General features: G+C 26.4%; 17 protein-coding genes. 12 read left to right on the top strand and 5 right to left on the bottom strand.

Annotation, left to right across the window (positions count from 1 at the left end):
- Nucleotides 1–35: 35 nt before the first annotated feature.
- The 4 genes from BRSU_RS12050 (at nt 36) to BRSU_RS12035 (ending at nt 3,715) form a co-directional block, all read left to right on the top strand.
- Nucleotides 36–1,040 carry an Ldh family oxidoreductase gene (locus BRSU_RS12050; protein ID WP_048595776.1) on the top strand — a complete coding sequence of 335 codons (1,005 nt, stop codon included), beginning with the start codon at nt 36–38 and terminating at the stop codon, nt 1,038–1,040.
- A 36-nt stretch (nt 1,041–1,076) separates the two neighbouring features.
- Nucleotides 1,077–1,727, top strand: a complete 651-nt coding sequence (locus BRSU_RS12045) for a DNA alkylation repair protein (protein WP_048595774.1) — start codon at nt 1,077–1,079, stop codon at nt 1,725–1,727.
- A 406-nt stretch (nt 1,728–2,133) separates the two neighbouring features.
- Nucleotides 2,134–2,910 (top strand): tetratricopeptide repeat protein, encoded by a 777-nt coding sequence (locus BRSU_RS12040; protein ID WP_048595772.1) that lies wholly within the window; start codon nt 2,134–2,136, stop codon nt 2,908–2,910.
- Between the two features lie 454 nt (nt 2,911–3,364).
- Nucleotides 3,365–3,715 carry an Imm26 family immunity protein gene (locus tag BRSU_RS12035; protein WP_048595770.1) on the top strand — a complete coding sequence of 117 codons (351 nt, stop codon included), beginning with the start codon at nt 3,365–3,367 and terminating at the stop codon, nt 3,713–3,715.
- 148 nt (nt 3,716–3,863) lie between these two features.
- Here the strand turns inward: BRSU_RS12035 and BRSU_RS12030 are convergent, their stop codons facing one another.
- Nucleotides 3,864–4,988, bottom strand: a complete 1,125-nt coding sequence (locus BRSU_RS12030; RefSeq protein ID WP_048595769.1) for a hypothetical protein — start codon at nt 4,986–4,988, stop codon at nt 3,864–3,866.
- A 676-nt stretch (nt 4,989–5,664) separates the two neighbouring features.
- Between BRSU_RS12030 and BRSU_RS12025 the strand changes: the two genes are divergently transcribed.
- The 6 genes from BRSU_RS12025 to BRSU_RS12000 all read left to right on the top strand — a co-directional run bounded on the left by BRSU_RS12025 (nt 5,665) and on the right by BRSU_RS12000 (nt 11,448).
- Nucleotides 5,665–6,480: a hypothetical protein gene (locus tag BRSU_RS12025; RefSeq protein WP_048595767.1), complete on the top strand. Its 816-nt coding sequence runs from the start codon at nt 5,665–5,667 to the stop codon at nt 6,478–6,480.
- 21 nt (nt 6,481–6,501) lie between these two features.
- Nucleotides 6,502–7,269: a hypothetical protein gene (locus BRSU_RS12020; RefSeq protein ID WP_048595765.1), complete on the top strand. Its 768-nt coding sequence runs from the start codon at nt 6,502–6,504 to the stop codon at nt 7,267–7,269.
- A 3-nt stretch (nt 7,270–7,272) separates the two neighbouring features.
- Complete coding sequence (locus BRSU_RS12015) at nt 7,273–8,076, top strand: hypothetical protein (protein ID WP_048595762.1); 804 nt, start codon at nt 7,273–7,275, stop codon at nt 8,074–8,076.
- 23 nt (nt 8,077–8,099) lie between these two features.
- The gene (locus BRSU_RS12010; protein ID WP_048595760.1) at nt 8,100–8,921 is read left to right on the top strand and encodes a hypothetical protein; all 822 of its coding nucleotides are present in this window, start codon (nt 8,100–8,102) and stop codon (nt 8,919–8,921) included.
- A 33-nt stretch (nt 8,922–8,954) separates the two neighbouring features.
- A complete protein-coding gene (locus BRSU_RS12005) occupies nt 8,955–9,149 on the top strand; it encodes a hypothetical protein (RefSeq protein WP_048595759.1) in 195 nt (64 codons plus the stop codon).
- Nucleotides 9,150–9,645: 496 nt separating this feature from the next.
- The gene (locus BRSU_RS12000) at nt 9,646–11,448 is read left to right on the top strand and encodes a methyl-accepting chemotaxis protein (RefSeq protein WP_048595758.1); all 1,803 of its coding nucleotides are present in this window, start codon (nt 9,646–9,648) and stop codon (nt 11,446–11,448) included.
- Nucleotides 11,449–11,764: 316 nt separating this feature from the next.
- Here the strand turns inward: BRSU_RS12000 and BRSU_RS11995 are convergent, their stop codons facing one another.
- Entirely contained in the window at nt 11,765–12,661 is an 897-nt protein-coding gene (locus BRSU_RS11995) for an AAA family ATPase (protein ID WP_048595757.1), read from the bottom strand.
- Nucleotides 12,662–12,859: 198 nt separating this feature from the next.
- Here BRSU_RS11995 and BRSU_RS11990 point away from each other — a divergent pair, with 198 nt between their 5' ends.
- Both BRSU_RS11990 and BRSU_RS11985 read left to right on the top strand, forming a co-directional pair.
- Nucleotides 12,860–13,873, top strand: coding sequence for a DUF3298 domain-containing protein (locus tag BRSU_RS11990; protein WP_425339095.1), 1,014 nt, complete (start codon nt 12,860–12,862; stop codon nt 13,871–13,873).
- An 85-nt stretch (nt 13,874–13,958) separates the two neighbouring features.
- Nucleotides 13,959–14,375: a single-stranded DNA-binding protein gene (locus tag BRSU_RS11985; protein ID WP_048595754.1), complete on the top strand. Its 417-nt coding sequence runs from the start codon at nt 13,959–13,961 to the stop codon at nt 14,373–14,375.
- On the opposite strand, the gene tmk is transcribed toward BRSU_RS11985, so the two are convergent.
- The 3 genes from tmk to mnmG form a co-directional block, all read right to left on the bottom strand.
- Entirely contained in the window at nt 14,344–14,955 is a 612-nt protein-coding gene (gene tmk, locus BRSU_RS11980; protein WP_048595753.1) for a dTMP kinase, read from the bottom strand. The two genes, BRSU_RS11985 and tmk, sit on opposite strands and share 32 nt — an antisense overlap.
- A gap of 277 nt (nt 14,956–15,232) precedes the next feature.
- Nucleotides 15,233–16,384: a phospho-N-acetylmuramoyl-pentapeptide-transferase gene (gene mraY / locus BRSU_RS11975; RefSeq protein WP_048595752.1), complete on the bottom strand. Its 1,152-nt coding sequence runs from the start codon at nt 16,382–16,384 to the stop codon at nt 15,233–15,235.
- A gap of 1,076 nt (nt 16,385–17,460) precedes the next feature.
- A complete protein-coding gene (gene mnmG / locus BRSU_RS11970) occupies nt 17,461–19,314 on the bottom strand; it encodes a tRNA uridine-5-carboxymethylaminomethyl(34) synthesis enzyme MnmG (protein WP_048595751.1) in 1,854 nt (617 codons plus the stop codon).
- Nucleotides 19,315–19,488 lie beyond the last annotated feature (174 nt).

Raw genomic sequence — 19,488 nt, 5'->3', positions numbered from 1 at the left:
AATATGTTTACTAAATTACGGAAGGTATTTGTATAATGGTTATAGTGAAAGTAAATGATTTAATGCAAAAAGTATATGATAAATTCAAAGCAGCAGGCGTATCAAATGAACAGGCTGCTATAGTAACAGATTTATTAATTTATGCTGATCTAAGCGGTATACATTCTCATGGAGTTTTAAGAGTTGAACATTATATAGAAAGAATAAAAGCGGGCGGAATAAATTTAAATTCAAAATTCAATATAGAAGAAAAAAGACCTTCTTTTGCATTAATGGATGCTGACGGCGGATTTGGACATGTTGCAACGCAGTATGCTATGGAATGGGCTTTAGAAACAGTTGAAAAACAGGGTATTGCTTTAATAGGAATAAAAAATAATAGTCATGCAGGTGCTTTAGGATATTATAATAAAATGGCTATACATCAAAATAAGGTTTCTTTAATAATGGTTAATACTGATCCTTGTGTTATACCTTTTGGAGGAAAGAGACCATTTTTCGGAACTAATCCTATAAGTTATGGTTTTCCAGCAAAAAAAGATTTTATACTTGGAGATATGGCAACAAGCGAGGTATCACTAGGACGCATATTTACTGCTCGTGAAAATAATGAAACAGTGCCTATGCATTGGGGTGTTGATGAGAATGGTAATCCTAGTTCAAATCCTAATGAGATAAAATATGTTGTGCCTTTCGGAGGAGTTAAGGGATATTTAATAATGACTATGGTTGAGGCATTTACGGGGCTTTTAATAGGACAGGCATATTGCAATAATTTAGTAAAAATGTATGGTGATATGGACAAGAAAAGAAATCTTTCTACATTTATGCTTGTTGTTGATCCTGCTGTTTATAATGATTTAGATACTTATTTAAATACTGTCCAATCATTCATTGATGATATAAGAAAAGAGCCTGCATTAAAAAAAGGAGAAACTATATCAATTCCTGGTGAGAGAAAAGAGGCTTGTTCTGCCGACTACTTAAAAAATGGAATACCTTTGTCTGAACATGTTTATAAATATATTTTTGATAAATAAAATTTTAGGTATCATTAAATGAGAGAGTTATAGAATATTCTTTTAATAGAATTTGAAAAATTAAAAAATGAGAAAGAAGCTGTTTTCATGGCTAAATACATGAAAAACAATTTTGAGTTTTTAGGTATTCATTCAAAAGAGAGAAAAGAAGCTCAGAAAAAAGTATTCAAAACTATTCCAAAAGATGAAAAAGAGTTTATTGATTTTAACTTTACAGATAAATGCTATGAGAATAAATATAGAGAATTTCAATATGCTTCTTTAGACTATTTAAATTCAAAAAAGAAATATTTAAATAAAAATCATATAGAAAAATTAAAAGAATATGCTCTTACAAAATCTTGGTGGGATAGCATAGATTGTTTAGACAGGATAATTGGCAGCATTGCTTTAAGAGATGAGTCTGTCAATAACATACTTTTAGAATGGTCTTTATCTAATAATATTTGGCTTAGGAGAATAGCTATAGATCATCAGCTTTTAAGAAAAGATAAAACCAACACTCAATTATTAGAAAAAATTATAATAAACAATTTAAACAATAAAGAGTTTTTCATTAATAAATCAATAGGCTGGTCTTTAAGAGATTACAGCAAGACTAATCCTGATTGGGTGAGAAACTTTATAGAAAGGCATAAAGAAAACATGGCTAATCTAAGCATTAAGGAAGCTAGCAAGTATATTTAATTTTATTATTGTTGCACTAAGAAATAGCTGACAACTTCCTTAGTCAGTTATCAGCTGCTCGTTTATCACTTTAAAACTCATAATTATAAATTTCAGTATCCGTCCAAGTGTTGATTAGATTTAAAAATTATTTAACGCACGGTAAACAAAATTAACAATATAATAAAATTTAAATTTCAAATGAATCTATATATTTAGCTTTATTCTGCGTGCGGTTAATGCATTATAAATTTAAAAAATCTTGGGTGGGCGTTAACAATTTCTTTTAAACATCAAAGAAATAAAAAGTCATAATTTCAAATAAAAATAATAAGCATAGAGGGTAGGATTTTTAATAATATTAACTTGAAAATACTAAAAAACGAAATATATTATTTTTATAATAAAAAATTATTTGAGGTAAAATATGTCATCATCAGAAAAATATTATAAAGAAGGTTTAAATTATTTTAAAGAGAGAAAATACAAAGAAGCTATAGAATCTTTTGATAAAACAATAGAGTTAGACCCTAATAATAGTAATACTTATTATAACAGAGGAATTACTAAAGTAAATTTAGGACAGTATGAAGAAGCTATAAAAGACTATGATAAAGCTATAGAGTTAAACCCTAATGATAGTGATACTTATAATAACAGAGGAATTGCCAAATATAATCTAGGACAGTATGAAGAAGCTATTAAAGACTATGATAAAGTAATAGAGTTATCCCCTAATGATAGTGATGCTTATAATAACAGAGGAATTGCTAAAAAAAATTTAGGACAATATGAAGAAGCTATTAAAGACTATGACAAAGCAATAGACTTAGACCATAATTATAGTTCTGCTTATAGCAATAGAGGAATTGCTAAAAAAATTTTAGGACAGTATGAAGAAGCTATTAAAGACTATGATAAAGCGATAGAGTTAGACCCTAATGATAGTAATGCTTATAATAACAGGGGACTTGCTAAAAGAAATTTAGGACAATATAAAGAAGCTATTAAAGATTTTGATAAATCTATAGAATTAAACCCTAGTTATAGCGATGTTTATAATAACAGAGGAGTATCTAAAGAAAATTTAGGACAGTATAAAGATGCATTAAAAGATTATAAAAAGGCTTTGAAATTAGATTCTAATAATAACATAGCTAAAAATAATATAAAAAATCTTCAAAATAAATATGGTTTGAAATGACTTTACGCACGGTAAGTTAAATTAATAATATAATAAAAATTGAATTGCAAATGAATCTATATATTTAGCTTTACTCTGCGTGCGGTGAATGCATTATAAATTTAAAAAAACTTGGGTTGGTGTTAACAATTATGTTTAAACTTTAAAAAATAAAAAATCATAAATGTAAATTAAAATAATAAGTATAGAGGGTGGGCAAATGTAATTAAGCTTTAAAACTTTATTTACATAGCCCGCCCTTTAAAGTTTATTGCTTTATTTTGAATTTTAATATTGATTATCTTTATAGCTTAATTAGAAATTATAGCACCCGCACAAGCTTTATTTAAATTTTTTGCTTTACTCAGCGCACGATTAATATTTAATTTTTTATTATCAAAATTTGATTATTAATGAATGTATATTTATAATCCTATTCTGCGTGCGTTTAAATATAAAAAAGGTATAATCAATAATGAAATATTTTGAAAAAAAAGAAGGCAATATATTTTTTATTCCTTTGTTTTTACCAAATGATATAAAAGATAATATTAAAAACTATTCAAAAACAAATTTTATTTCTGAAGGAAATTATGCTTTTGGAAGACTAATTGAAATTGATAAATCCGGAGGTGATTTAATTGAAATATTTAATTATATAGGCAATATTCCTAATGATAAATATGATATAATTAAATCAAGACTTATGTTTGAGCCGATGCATATATCAATGGCATTCACTAAAAAAAGATGGAGATTCATTTTTGAAGAATTGAATTATGATAGAGAAAGAGATTCCAATTATTCAAAAATAATTTTTTATTAGGTGATGAATATGATCCGAAATTGTGTATAGGCGGTAAAATAAAAACAATAAAAAAATATGATACAAATAAATATAATGAGTGGATTATTTATACTCCTACAGAGATAGAGACAATGATAAAAAAATATATAATCAGTAATAAATAAAATCAAGTTTGCTGATGTAACATTGTAGTAATATTACAATCAGTACAGATTTCTATAAATAAAGTACCTTCTGCCATAGATTCAATAGTATGCCAATGAATCTGCATTAAGTATTTCATTTTCTTTCCGCAGATTGGGCATTTCATATATTCCCAGTCCTGAACCCAATTAGCAAATCCTCCTATTGTATTTAAAGTATCATCGAATGCACCATAAAACAAAGGAACTTCATTTTTTGAAAGTATATAATTATTATTATGCATTGAATTTAATTCTTCTTCCTCTATATAATTTTCTTCAGAAGCATAGTAGTTTTCTGACTCTTTATTGAAAGGAAGTATCTCGCTTCCTCCTTTTAAATCATATTTAGAATAAGTTATATTGTATGTTACGCAATTAGGACAGCATGAAGCTTTTATTATTCCATCAACACCTATAAATTTAAGTCTTTCATCTCTGCCGTCAATAATAGCCATATCAATATTTCTGCATCCGCATTCAGGACAATTATCATCTCTTAATGAAGCTATTATAATAGGGCTTTTTTCTTTTTCTTCTTTGCTTTGAGTCTTATCTAAATAATAGCATTTATCAAAATTAAGTATTTGTCTTTTTTTATCCTTATCAAAAGTCCAGCCTGCACATTCAGCATAGACTGAAGGATCAACATAAAGTTTCTTTCTCCATTCTCTTGGATTCATTTCAAAATCGTATAAACAGTCAAGTGCAACATCATCTCCCTGCATAGCTAAACATGATAATAAATTAGCTCCTTCAGAATAATCTTTAGTTGCTCTTATTCTTTTTATAAGTTCATCTCTTATTTCTTCGCTTGCCTTATAATAAAATACTTCAGGATAATAAATTTTTTTCTCTAATGCTTTTTTTGCTATATATTTTAAATCTATATTTCTATATGCAATTAAATCATAAATGTAAATGCCATTTAATAATTCTTTATCAACATTTTTTTCTTTTAAATCTTTTACATATTTATTTATAATCTCCTTTATTTCATCATCAGTTAAAGCAAGAGTTTTATTTCTTTCTTCTTCTGCCTTACATTTAAAGCATAAACCTTTATAACCTAATTCTGTTCCGCATTTATCACATTTATATTCAAGCATAGTTTTACCTCTTTTAAAATAAAGCTACTAATTTATAACAATTCATTTTTATAATTGTTAAAGTATACGCACGGTAAACTAAATTCTTAATATAATAAAATTCAAATTGACAATAAATCTATATATATGGCTTTGCTATGCGTGCGGTGAATGCATTACAAATTTAAATACAACTTGGGTGGGCAGCAAAAATAACAGATAAAATAAAAAAGAAATAAAATATTATAATTGCAAATAAAAATAATAAGTCTAAAGGGTGGGCAAATGTAATTAAATTTTTAAACTTAAATATTAAAATTCACTGCTTCATTTTTAATTTTTATATTAATTAAATTTATAGATAATCAGAAATTTTAGCACTAGATCAAATATTTATTAAATTTAAGAATGATTTATAAAATTTTATATTATAAAAAATTAGCACTTTTGCAACTTTGACTAAGTCCGGGAAAAGTTGATAAAAAATAAGTTTTCAAATTTATTTAAAAGCCCTCCCTTTAAAGTTTGTTGCTTTATTTTGAATTTTAATATTGATTTCTTTATAGCCTAATTATAATTTATTAGCACCCGCCCAAGCTGTAATTAAATTTTTTACTCATTAATATTTTTATTATGCAAGTTGACTTTATAATAATTTAATATTAAAATAAGAAAAAATTATTTATGAAATACTAAAATGTTATGCATTAAAAAATATATTATTAGAATTATATTAAAAATAGCTTTTTTTCTGTATTTATTTAATTCTGCATTATTTGCTGAAATAGACTTCAATATTATAATCCCTATAAGTTCCAGCTATACTTTTTCTGACATGAAATTAACAACATTAGGAATGTCTGATTCTTTAGTAAATACACGAACTTTAAAAGATAATATAGGTATTGAAATCGGGATTCTTTCACAAATTGGATATAATTTTAATACAAAAAATAGTATTTTCAAAAGTATAGGCATAATGGCTGAAATAGGATACATATTATCTCCTATATATACGTCTTATGAATTTTATGATAATAGCTATACATTGAATGTAAATCACAATATATTATTTCATACATTGAATATAGGTGCTATTCAAAAATTTTATATTATAGATAAATTATCATTGGGAATAGGTGGAGGAATAAGAATACCTTTTTCTGCAAATTTATATGGACAAAATGATGGTAGCCCTCTGCCATTTAACAATGGGAAATATGACTATAACTATATAAAATCATTATTTAAAAGAAGTATTATACCTTATATAAAATTTTCTTTGGAAGGATATTATTTCTTCAATGATTTTGTTTCATTAGTAATAGGAGCACATTTTACATATAGTATGGGTATGGAATATAATGCTGATAAACTAAATGAATATATTTCTTATATTGGTACAGGTATGAAATGGTATCATAGCTATTCTTATTCTTCTATTGAAACAGGATTAACTATAGGTGTTTCCATTGGAAGAAAAGGAAGCAATGATATAAAAAGAATTGAATGATTAACTTAAGGTTATTATTTTATGAGAAAATATTTAAAATACATTATACTTATTTTGATTTTTTATAATAATGTTTTTGCTGGAATAGACTTTTCTTTATTTGTACCAATTTACGAAACTATATCAATAGTAAATAAAAAAATATATAGTCAAAATTATTTCAATGAAATTTCTACAGATATATATTTTAGCACAGGTGTAATTTCTGAAATAGGATATAATTTTAAATTTGATAATAAATATATTAACAGCATAAGTATATTAGGCAGTATAGGATATATGCAAGTTAATTTACCAATGAAGTATGATAATTATACATTAGGAAGATTCTATGAAGTTACATTTCTTCATACTCTTAATACAGGAGCCTCAGTAAAAATAATCAATAATTTAACTAATTATAATTTATCTTATTCCATAGGTATAGGCGGAGGAATAAAAACTCCTTTCGGAGGATATATTATAAATCAGCTTGCTGCTACTGACGAATCAGTTCTAACAGGAAAAGAAGAATATAATTTTAATGATATAAAAAATGTATTTAAAAGTGTTGTTATACCGTATATAAAAATTGATATTAATCTATATTATCATCTAACTAAAAATGTATCATTTATGGCGGGGCTTTATTTTAATTATGACTTTGCTTTCAAATACAATACTGATTATATCAATGATTATTTTACAAGTATAAGCGGAATTAATTCTAAAGTTATCGATAGATTGGAAGTTTCTAGTTTTTCTGTTGGTGTATCTTTAGGTTTTGCTATAAGGGATAATGGGTATTAATTTATGAGAATTATAAAAAATATTATTATTATTTTAATTATAAAGGTTTTTTCTTTATTTGCTGTTGATTTTATAGATTTCAATTTATCTATTCCTATAGGAGGAAGTTATAACTTTTTGAATGCCTCTATTAATGAAAATAATTTTGTACAAACACCTTCGCTTTTGATACCAATATCATCATTAAAATCAGGCATTTCATTTGAAATAGGAGTTTTAGCTCAGCTTGGATATAATTTTAAATTGGAAAATAGCGTATTAAAAAGCACAAGCACTATGATAGATTTCGGCTATTATATGTATCCTATGGCTATTAATTATAATCAAAATATATTTGGAAATGATGAAGTAAAATCTACTATAATATTTCATACTATTAATATAGGCGGTATTCAGAAATTTTATTTGGGTAATAATTTTGCTATAGGATTGGGAGGAGGAGTAAAAATACCTATATCATATACATTTGATAATATAGAATCAAAATTAAACAATCCACTTACTCAAAATAATAAAGGAAATCTTAATTATATAAAAGCACTTTATGACAGCAGAGTCATACCTTATATTAAACTTACATTGGAAAGTTTTTTCTTTGTACATGATAACATAGCTCTTAATATAGGAATGTATATATCTTATAGTATAGGTATGAATTATAATGTATATAAATTGAATGAGGAAGTTTCATCTGCTAATAATGTTCAGTATACAGAATATTATAATAAGCTTAATTCTTCATCTTTGGGTGTTGGTGTTGTATTAGGGGCTTCTTTTGGAAGAGTTAATCCTAAACTGCAAAATTAATAATAAAAAATGGATAAATAAAAATGAAAAGAGTTTTTTTATATATTTTATTATTTGCCTTATCTTTTTTTAATAGTAATAAACTTTTTGCTGGTGTGGAATTTAATGTATATATTCCATTTGGCGTTAGTTTAACTTATATTAACAGCACAGTAAAAAATAAAGATTATGTAGAAAATTCATTTAAAAAATTCTATGATAGATCTGCAGCAGAAACAGGTATTTTAATTGGAGGCGGTTATAATTTTGAATTTAAAAATCCTATAATAGAAAGTTTAAGTTTAATGCTTGATATAGGCTATTATATGGCTCCTGTATCAATATCTTATGTACACTCAGTTATGGGAATAACATCTGAAACAACTCTGCTTCATACATTAAATACAGGACTTGCATTAAAATTATATTTTTATTCATCATTAATAAACCTTTACTACTCTGTTACATTAGCAGGAGGCGTAAAAACTCCTTTCGGAGGAAATGTTTTAAATAATAGTGCTTTTACAGATGAATCTATACTATACGGCAAAGATGCATACGGATACGGAGATATAAGAAATTTATTCAAAACTCCTGTTATAGGTTATTTAAAATATAGTATAGACTTCTATTATATGCTTACGGAAAAAGTATCTATTATGTACGGACTTTATGCTTCTTATGATTTTGGTATGAATTATAATACAGAATATCTTAACAGCAGTAAGTATTTAAAAGATTATGCTAATGCTAGCTTTACACAGGCTCCCGTATTCGGATCTCTAAGCTATAATAATGTAAGTGCTGGTATTATATTTGGTCTTTCTTTCGGAAAAACTCATGCTAAAGTGAAATACGGTTACTAATTTATAATAGAAATATAATTGTAGGAATTTTTTATGATTAGAAATATATTATTAATAGCATTTTTAATGCTCTTTATGACTTCTTGCAGTAATATAAAAATACTAGAGCCTAATAATAGTTCTATTTATAATAATAGAAGTGTTAGTAAATTTAATTTATGCCAATATGAAGAGGTAATTAAAGATTATAAAAAATCTTTAGAATTGAAGAATAATAGCATAGTTTAGAAAATATAAAAATATTATAACATATTTTTAAAATGTATTTTAAATTGTAAAATGTGTTTTTGCAACTTTTGCCACTGGAAAAGTTGATAAAAATTAATTACATACCCCGCCATTTAAAATTTACTGATTCATTTTTAATTTTTATATTAATTATATTTATAGCTTAATTATAAATTTTAGCCCACCAAGCGGTAATTAAATTTTTTTTGCTTTACTCAACGCACAATTAACTAAATTATTGATGTAATAAAAATTTGAATAATAAATTAATTAATATTTTAGTTTATCTCTCCGTACGTACCATTAAAATCAATAAATATCATATAATATAACTAATTTATAGACTATATTATATAGATTTTTTGAAAATTACACAAAAATTAAATTTTTTTTTATTTTTCTTCTAAAAAATTTTGTATTTTTTTAAATATTTTTTAAAATCTTTTTTATATTTAACCTTGTAAAAATATAATAAAAGTAAATTGTGGAGAAATTAATGAAAAGAGGATTAATGTTCAAGTTTTTGAGTATTTTTTCTGTATTTCTTTTTGCAGCATTTTTAGCAATATTATTTATATACAAACCAATATATAAATCAAAATTCCTAAAAGAAAAATACTTTCAAACTTTAAACTCAAAAAATGAAACAGAAGCTTATGTAAAGGAAATAAAAAACACAGTTAATTTAATAGTTAATAATTTAGAAGCTAATCCAGATTTAGAAACATTCGGAAATTTTATAACCAATGTTCAAAAAACAGGATCAGGTTATTTAAACATGTATTTTGGTGATACTGTACCATATTCAGAAGGCGGAGTATATATAAATACTTTAGAAGAATATCCGCGTACATATAATCAAACTTCAAGACCATGGTATAAAGATGCCGTAGCTACAAATGATATAGCAATAAGCGATCCATACATAGACTTTGCTGTTAATGAACTTACAGTTACATTTAGTAAGGCTATATATACAAATGGAAAATTAAAAGGAGTATTTGCTATAGACTTTGCTGATATGAATAGCATCATGAAAGATATAAAAGAAAATTTTGATGAAAGTTTTTATATAGTATCGCCTAACGGAATATATATGACTCATGAAAATAGCGATTATGTTTTAGAGGAAAATAAGAATTTATTTACAGATCCTCTTTTTACTTCTTTCAAAGGCAATCTAATATCGCATATAGGAGAAGTGAAAATTGTAGGCAATCAATGGTATGCTATACAAAAAACGGATAATGCTCCATGGATATTAATATTCAAAGGAGATGCCAGCGAATTAAATAATCAATTTATGATTTTAATGCTTGTGGTATTTGTTGTGATGGTTATTCTTTTATTCCTTGAAGGATTTCTAGTTTATAAAATAGTAAAGCCGTTAAAGAATACAATAAAGATTATAGACTTAATGAAAGAAGGTAATTTTAATAGCGTATTTAATAAAGAAGATTTAGCATTAAAAGATGAGTCCGGACATTTAGTTAATTCTGTTAATGATATGCAAAACAAAATATCATCTATAGTATCAGAAATAAAAATGAATATAGCTTCTATTAATAATTCAAGCGGGCAAATATCAAATGGTATAGATAATTTATCGGATAGAACATCTTCGCAGGCAGCAGCTATAGAACAAGTAAGCGGTGCTATAGAAAATTTGTTTTCTTCTATATCGGAAACATCAAAGCATACTAATGATGTAAAAGAGATGAGTAATAAAGTAGCGGATTCTACAAAGCTTGGAGTTGAGGCAGTAACACAAATTTCAAATAATATGATTGATATATCAGAATCTAGTAAAGAGATATCGGATATAATAAAGCTTATACAGTCTATAGCATTTCAGACAAATATACTTGCTTTAAATGCAGCTGTAGAAGCGGCTAGGGCAGGGGATCAAGGAAAAGGTTTTGCAGTTGTTGCTACAGAAATACGTTCGCTTGCTCAAAATGTTAATGATGCTGCTGGAAAAATTACTACTATAATAGAAAATACAGTTGCTAAAATAGAAACAGGAGATGAATCTGTTAAACATTCTTTAGAAATACTTTTAAATATAGAATCTTCAGCAAATGAAGTTTCAGAAGTTTTAACTAATCTATATAATGCTGTTTCAGAAGAAGAAGGAAGCGTAAAAGAAATTGCACTTGCTATGAATGAATTAAATAATATCACTCAGGAAAATGCTAATCTAGTACATAACAGTGCTATTTTAGGAAGAGAAGTTTCTAATAATACAGAAAGCGTTTATTCAGAATTAGAATATTTTAAATTACATAAAATAGGATAACAGCAAAACAAATAATCATATAGTGCATATAAGAAATGCATTATATGATTATAATATACCTAAACAACTATAACAACTATATTTGTCAATTTTTGCTTTTTTATGAATATAAACTATTATTTTTTATAATATCAAATATTATCTAATATTGGTAAATATGTTTTATCTGTAATATAGCTTATTAATTTTTGTACAATAATGAGTAATCAGCTGCACCTACAGTTGACTATTTGTGATATTAAGAAATACAGTGCGGGTTGCCTCCGCGAAGCGTACCCAATGGGTATAGGCGAATAGTTGACAAACTTAAAAATTTTTAGTATATACTAGTGCTGTCATCATCATCCATATTTCTTCTATGATCTTTATTATCTCTATCGTCCATATTAAGACTTAATATTCTAAGCCCTTCAGTACCAAGTACGGATTTTAATGCTATTAAAAATGCTGTATCTCTGCTTGATGCAATATTGCTTTTATATAGTTTCATAGCATATCTAGCCATATTAATACCATCTCTTACAGAAAAAGAAGCATTATTAATATGTGATTTTTGTAAGAATCCTACAGTGATTTTTAATATCTCATCATCAGCAAAAGGAAGATTCATTTTCAATATATCATACTCTTCTTTAACATCAGGAAATGGAAGTTCTATTGTAGGCTGTAAACGTGAATGAATATATTCAGGAAGCTCAAAAGTGCTGGCATCATCATTCATAGTTACTATTACTCTGAAATCAGGATGAGCTTTAATTTTTATTCCAGCTATTACGCTTTCTACATATCTTCTGTCATCAAGAAGCGGAGCAAGCGAAGCCCAAGTTTTCTCACTCATTCTGTTTCCTTCATCTAATATAGCTACACCACCTTTTATCATAGCAGTAACCAAACTAGAAGCATGATAGCTTATTTTATTGTTTTCAGATATTACAGGAATAATTATAAGGTCTTCCGGTCTTGTATCTACAGTGCATTGAAAAATATAAACATCTCTATTAAGAAGCTCTTTTCCTACATAATATGAAAGAGTAGTTTTTCCAGCCCCCGGTTTTCCTACGATTCTAGGGTTTAGAGGTATATCATCTTCTGAAATTAAATGCCAAGAAGCCATTATCTGTCTTACTAAATCATTCTGTCCTGTCCATTTTATATTCAAATTATCCGGATGTGATAATGTAAGTTCAACATTTTCTATTTGCACTTTTTCCATATTTAAGCCTCTTTTTTAAGAAATTTATAGTTAATCAATGATATTATTAATTTTATAAAAAGTCAATTATTTATAATAATTTTGATGATTTGTATTGATTTATTGGCATTAATTTATATATTAACTTATAGTATGATAGTAAAAAATTAAGGGTGAGTATATATGTTTAAGAAGTCTTTGTATGTATTTATTCTTATTATGTTGTTTATTTCATGTAAGAATAATAATCAAAATAGTTCATCAGAAAAAAATAAAAATAGTTCTGAAATACAAGAGTCTAAATTCTATTTGCTTGAAGGTAGCATATCCGGAGAAAAGGCCGATATGTATCTTTATGTAAATGAAAAAAATAAAAAAGTAAGCGGTTATTATTATACGAAAAATAAAAAATCAGTGATTACAGGTACTATTAATAATAAGAAATTGAATTTACAAGAAGTTGATGAAAACAATAATATGCATGCTTCTATAGTTGGTAATTTAAGCGATGATATAGTATTGAGTGCTGAAATAAGATATGAAGAATCAGAGGAAGTTAAAGATATGGAGTTTTCATTAAATAGAAATCTCCCTGTATATTATGCTGATATAGTTGATTATTATAAAAATGAAAGCATAAGTAATTCTATATTCTCTTATCATAGAACTTTACTTTTATTCAGTAAAAGCAGCGATATGAATTCTGTTGATATGGAATCATCTATTAATTATGTTAAAGAAGAATGTGATAATTATTATAATGAATGGAAAGGACTTTTATATGTAGGTGATAGCAATACCACTTATGAAATAGATAATACTGTTAATGTGGGATATATAGATAATAGGGTAATAGCACTTGATAATTATTCATCTATGTATACTGGCGGTGATCATGCAGCAAAGGCAAATATTCAGGAAGTATTTTCATTAGAAAGTTCTAACCTTATCACTATAAGAGATTTAATATTAGACTTTAATAATGCTGATCTAATATCATTAATGAGAGATAAAATATTAAAAACTGGTTCTGCCAAAGAAGACTATTATGAATTTAATTCTATAACATTGGAAAGCTCATCTTTTAGAATACTTCCTAATTCTATAAATTTTGTATGGCAGGCTAATGATATATCTCCATATACAGTAGGAATAACAGAGATAAGTTTTACATTTGAAGAATTAAAACCTTATGTCAAAGAAGATTCTCCTTTATATTATTTATTTTTATAATTTTTTTATTAAAATTAGGCTCAAATTGATAAAAAAATTTGTTTAACTATTAGCATAAAGACAATAAATTAATAGGAGTTTTTATATGTCAGGAAATGCTAATATTATAGTAATAGAAGGAAGATTAACAAAAGATCCAACTTATATGAAAACTAAAAGCGGAAAATCTCTATGCAAATTTTCTATAGCTAATAACAAATTCTATTATACAAACGGAACTTTGCAAAAGGAAGTATATTTCTTTGATTTAGTTACTTGGGGATATAATGCTGATAAGGCAGCAGTTAGTTTATTTAAAGGAAGACATGTACTTGTAAGCGGAGAATTAAGACAAAATATTTATACTGCAAAAGACGGTACTAAAAAAAATGATATTTATATACTAGCATTGGATATAAAAAATTTAGACAAGAAATCTATAGGAAATACTTCTTATACAAAAACTGCCAATAATCAAATAGTATCAGATTTTATAGAAGAGAATCTAGAGGAAGTATTTTAGATTCTTTTATAGTATTTAAAATTTCATCGCAGATTGATTTTTGATCTCTAGATGCATCTATATGATGTATGTATGGCGCATTAAAAGATGAGAATATTTTATCAACCTCTTCTAAATAATGCTTGTTTTCAAATCTATCTACGAATCCTCTTTTTTCCATGATTCTGTTTAAAGCAGTTTCTATATTAAGATGTAATATAAATACTAAATCAGCTTCTAATATAAAATCTTTATGCAGATTGTATATGTATTCTTTATCAATTCCTTTAGCACCCTGATATGCTATAGATGAATACATATATCTGTCTAATACTATTACATATCCGTCATTAATAGCAGGTCTTATCATATGTTTTATATGTTCTTTTCTATCGGCTATAAATAATGATAATTCCTCTTCAGGTTTTAAATCTTTAGAGAGCATACTTTCTCTTAATTTAGAACCATAATAAGCATGAGTCGGTTCAAAAGTATATATGGATTTTATTCCAATACTATTCAAAGCATCAGTGAGCATCATACCAATGCTTGATTTTCCTGAACCATCAATACCTTCTAATACTATTAATTTTCCTTCCATAATTATTTTTCCTAAATTATATTTACACCCTACCCGTATTATAAATATAACAATTATTAAAAATAAATCAAATTATTTAATAAAAAATTATTACATAGTTTTTCAAAATGTTTGTCCGATTTCGGTTAATTTGAAAAACAGTCAAAATTTTTATGTTATTGATAAAAAAATATTTATTTGTTATTTAAAATATTTATCCTAGTTCGGAATAATTTTTGTTTTATTGTTATGTTAGTCTAAAACAAATTGCCAATCGCTATGTTTTAATTATATATAATTATCTTATTTTAAGTGTAGCTATACCAATAAGAGCCATTATTATTCCTATAATATAGAATCTAAATACCACCTGAGTTTCTTTCCAGCCCGATTTCTCAAAATGGTGATGTAAAGGAGCCATTTTGAATATACGTTTTTTATTAAAGAATTTATAAGAAAATACTTGTAAAACTACACTTAAAGCCTCTGCCACATAAACGGCACCTATTATAACAAGAAGCAATTCATGTTTTATGAATAAGGCTATAATCCCCAAAACTCCGCCTAAAGATAAACTTCCAACATCCCCCATAAATACCTGAGCAGGGTGAGCATTAAACCATAAGAATCCTAAACCTGCACCTATTAAAGCACCTACAAAAACTGTAACCTCTCCTGCATCTGATATGAAAGGTATTTTTAAATAAGTTGCTATTAATGAGTTTCCTGATACATAAGAGAGAACAGCCAAAGCCATAGACATTATTATTAAAAGTCCTATAGCAAGTCCGTCAAGTCCATCAGTTAAATTTACAGCATTACTCATACTCACTACTACAAATGTAGCAAATGGTATATATAAGATTTTTAAGTCTATATATATTGTACTTGCAAATGGAAGGAATATTGTTGAAGAAGGAACTTGAGCCACTTTTACAGCTTCCAATACTCCTATGCCTTGATTTAGTTCAAATGTCATTAAAAAAGTTGATTTATCAAAATAGTATAAATAAACCCCTATTATAATTCCTACAAAAGTTTGAAAAAATATTTTGTATTTTCCAGGTAGCCCTTTTGAGTTTTTATATTTTATTTTTAGAAAATCATCTAAGAAACCTGCTATTGAAAGTATTACCAATGATAAAGTGAGGAGTATTATTTTTAAATTATCTAATTCAGCCCATAATAGTACGCTGATCAATATGCTTCCTACTATAAATATACCTCCCATAGTAGGTGTACCTGTTTTTACTAAATGTGTTTCAGGGCCATCATCTCTTACTACTTGTCCGAAATTTAATTTCCTTAATTTCTCTATGATATTAGGGGCGAATAAAAGTACTAATATCAATGCAGTAGCTACAGCACCTGCAGTTCTGAATGTAATATATCTAAATAGGTTAAAACCAAAAAATGATTCTCTTAGTGGGTAAAAAATTTGATACAACATAATTATTTACAACCTTTATATAATTAAAAAAGTTAAATATTTATTTTAAATATACTATTATATATATAAGGTTTTGTCAATTAAAAAATATTATGTTAATTAATAAAATTTTAATTATTATATTATTTTTTTACTATAAAAAATCAGACTGCCATTTATAATAACAATTCGATTTTATTTTTTATTATGTATATATCTCATTAATCAATTACTTTATCTATATGAAATGTTCTGTATGTTAAACTATACCTTTGATATTTAATAGAAGAGTTAAAGTTAGTAGCTTTATTTAAAGTAAGATCTACAATCTATGCTGCTGAAGCAATCACTCTTGCATTATTATTAGCAGTGCTATAAACTACTAATGACTTAGGCAATAAAGGTATTTTCAATTAATATTAAAGTTTCGATCAGTTGGATCTATAAGGCTATCGTTATTCATTGAACTTCACATTTATTTACTCCTTCTATCCAATCAAGCAAAACAGTATTCATATCATTTCCAAAACCATATTTTGATAAAATATTCATAAGTCTTTGTTCACTTTTTAATGAAGAATCAGAATGTGCTATTTCTTTATAAATATTAAAGTTTTCTCCTGTTTTAGTATAAATCTATTTCATAAACATTAATACAGGTGTATAACTTGCCTAATCCATAGGTCTTACAAATATATTACTATCACTACATCCTATTTGATATTTAAACTACCAAGAGTATAAAGAATAATATTGAACTTGATTTTAGTGATTTAAGTATTGAATCGCTAATCTATTTAGAAAATATATGAGATGTAGATTCTAAAAGACATTCATTAAGCCAAACATATATTACTTTTCCAGTGTTAAAATTATTTACATTGAAATTAATTATTTTATTACTGTATGAAACAATGAACATGAAAATAATGAATAAAAATATATAAGTTTTTCTCGTAATTGTTCTTTATAATTATATTTTACTATATAAAAAATCATGAAAATAGTAATAACAATATTAAATTTTTCAATATATATTTATTTAGTATAATATACATGTTTTCATAATTAATAAAATAGCATGACAATATAATAAATTATTTTTTCTTATTAGTAAGTGCAAGTATTAGTATATGCACAACTGATTTATCTACTTCAGGTATTCTCAAAGCCTGTGATATATTATAAGGCTTGTACTGTTTCAATTTATTAATAGCATCAATCTTAACGCTTTTTAAAGTAGAGTAGTCAAAATCTTCAGGTATAAGCATGTTTTCGTATTTTTCAATGTCTTTTATTTCATTTAAATATCTTGCAATATAGCCTTCATATTTAATAGCAATTTCTGCATTCTCCAAAACATTTTTATTATAATCGCCGTCTATTAAATGTTTAAGCATTTCAATACCGCATTCAGGACGCTTTATTATAGAGGCCAAACTCATAGTACGGTACTCTTTAGCCTCTTTTGTGAATCCTAAATCTTCTGTTTCCTTTTGTGTGAGCGTGCGTTTATTTAAATATTCCACAAGTATTTGAGTTTTCTGTTTTTTATCTCTTACCTTGTCTAGTCTTTCTTTGCTTGCAAGCCCTATATTATAAGAAAGTTCTGTTAATCTTTCATCGGCATTATCTTGTCTTAAAAGCATTCTATGTTCTGCCTGTGAAGTGAACATTCTATGAGGCTCTTTAGTTCCTTTAGTTGTTAAATCATCGATTAAAACGCCTATATATCCGTCGCTTCTTTTTAATATTAATGGAGCTTCTTTTTTAATTTTTAAACTTGCATTTATTCCTGCCATAAGTCCCTGACATGCAGCTTCTTCGTATCCGCTTGTGCCGTTAATTTGTCCTGCTAGAAATAAGCCTTCTATTTTTTTAGTTTCAAGTGTAGGCTTTAATTCTATAGGGTTCACATAATCATATTCTACTGCATAAGCTGGTTTTAATATTCTTACTTCCTCAAGTCCTTTCAATGATCTTATCATTTTTATTTGTACTTCTTCCGGCAAACTTGAAGAAAATCCGTTTATATAAACTTCATTAGTTCTGTAGCTTTCTCTCTCTAAATGTAATTGATGTCTTGGTTTATCTGCAAATCTTACAACCTTATCCTCAATGCTTGGGCAGTATCTTGGACCTATACCTGTTATAACTCCGCTGTACATTGGAGACAAATGTATATTATCCTGAATGATTTTATGAATATTTGCGTCTGTATAAGTTATATAGCAAGGCTCCTGAATTATATCAATTCTTTCATCTAAAAAAGAGAATGGTGTTATTTCATCATCACCTTTCTGCATTTCTAATATATCAAAGTTAATAGAATAATAATCAACTCTTGCTGGTGTTCCTGTTTTTAATCTTCCAACCTCAAGTCCTAAACTTCTTAAACTATCAGATAATCCTATTGCAGGCAGCTCTCCGATTCTTCCAGCTTGTTTTTGATATTGACCTATATGAATAAGTCCGTTTAAAAATGTTCCTGTTGTTAGTATAACTGCTTGGCATTCATACTCTCTGCCTCTTTCTGTTCTAATACCTTTAAGTACATTATTTTCTGTAATTATTTCTGTTACTATATCTTGATGAAGTGTGAGATTATTTTGTGCATATAATGTTTTAGCTGCTTCTTCTTTATATGCATATTTATCTGCTTGAGCTCTTGGTGCCCATACAGCTTTACCTTTACTTCTGTTAAGCATTCTAAACTGCATCATAGTTTTATCTATTAAAATTCCCATCTCTCCGCCGAGTGCATCAATCTCTTTAACTATTGTACCCTTAGCTACTCCTCCTATGGAAGGATTGCATGACATTTGTCCTATAGTATCCAAATTAATAGATATAATTAGAGTTTTCATTCCTAGTCTTGCAGATGATAGTGCTGCTTCTATTCCGGCATGTCCTGCACCTACTACTATAACATCGTATTTATTATTATTCATTAGGATTTCTCTCTATTTTATTGATTGTTTTATAATTACTAAAGATGATATATTAAAAATAGTATATTGTAAAGGTATATTTTAATAAGTTATTTTTATATAATTAAACTAATAATTAAAAAACTTTTATAGTAAGTTTGGTTTATAATACTATTTATACTAGCAAAAAATTAT

It is taken from the genome of Brachyspira suanatina, assembly GCF_001049755.1.
Lineage (GTDB): Bacteria > Spirochaetota > Brachyspiria > Brachyspirales > Brachyspiraceae > Brachyspira > Brachyspira suanatina.
This window is presented reverse-complemented; position numbering and strand designations above follow the sequence as displayed.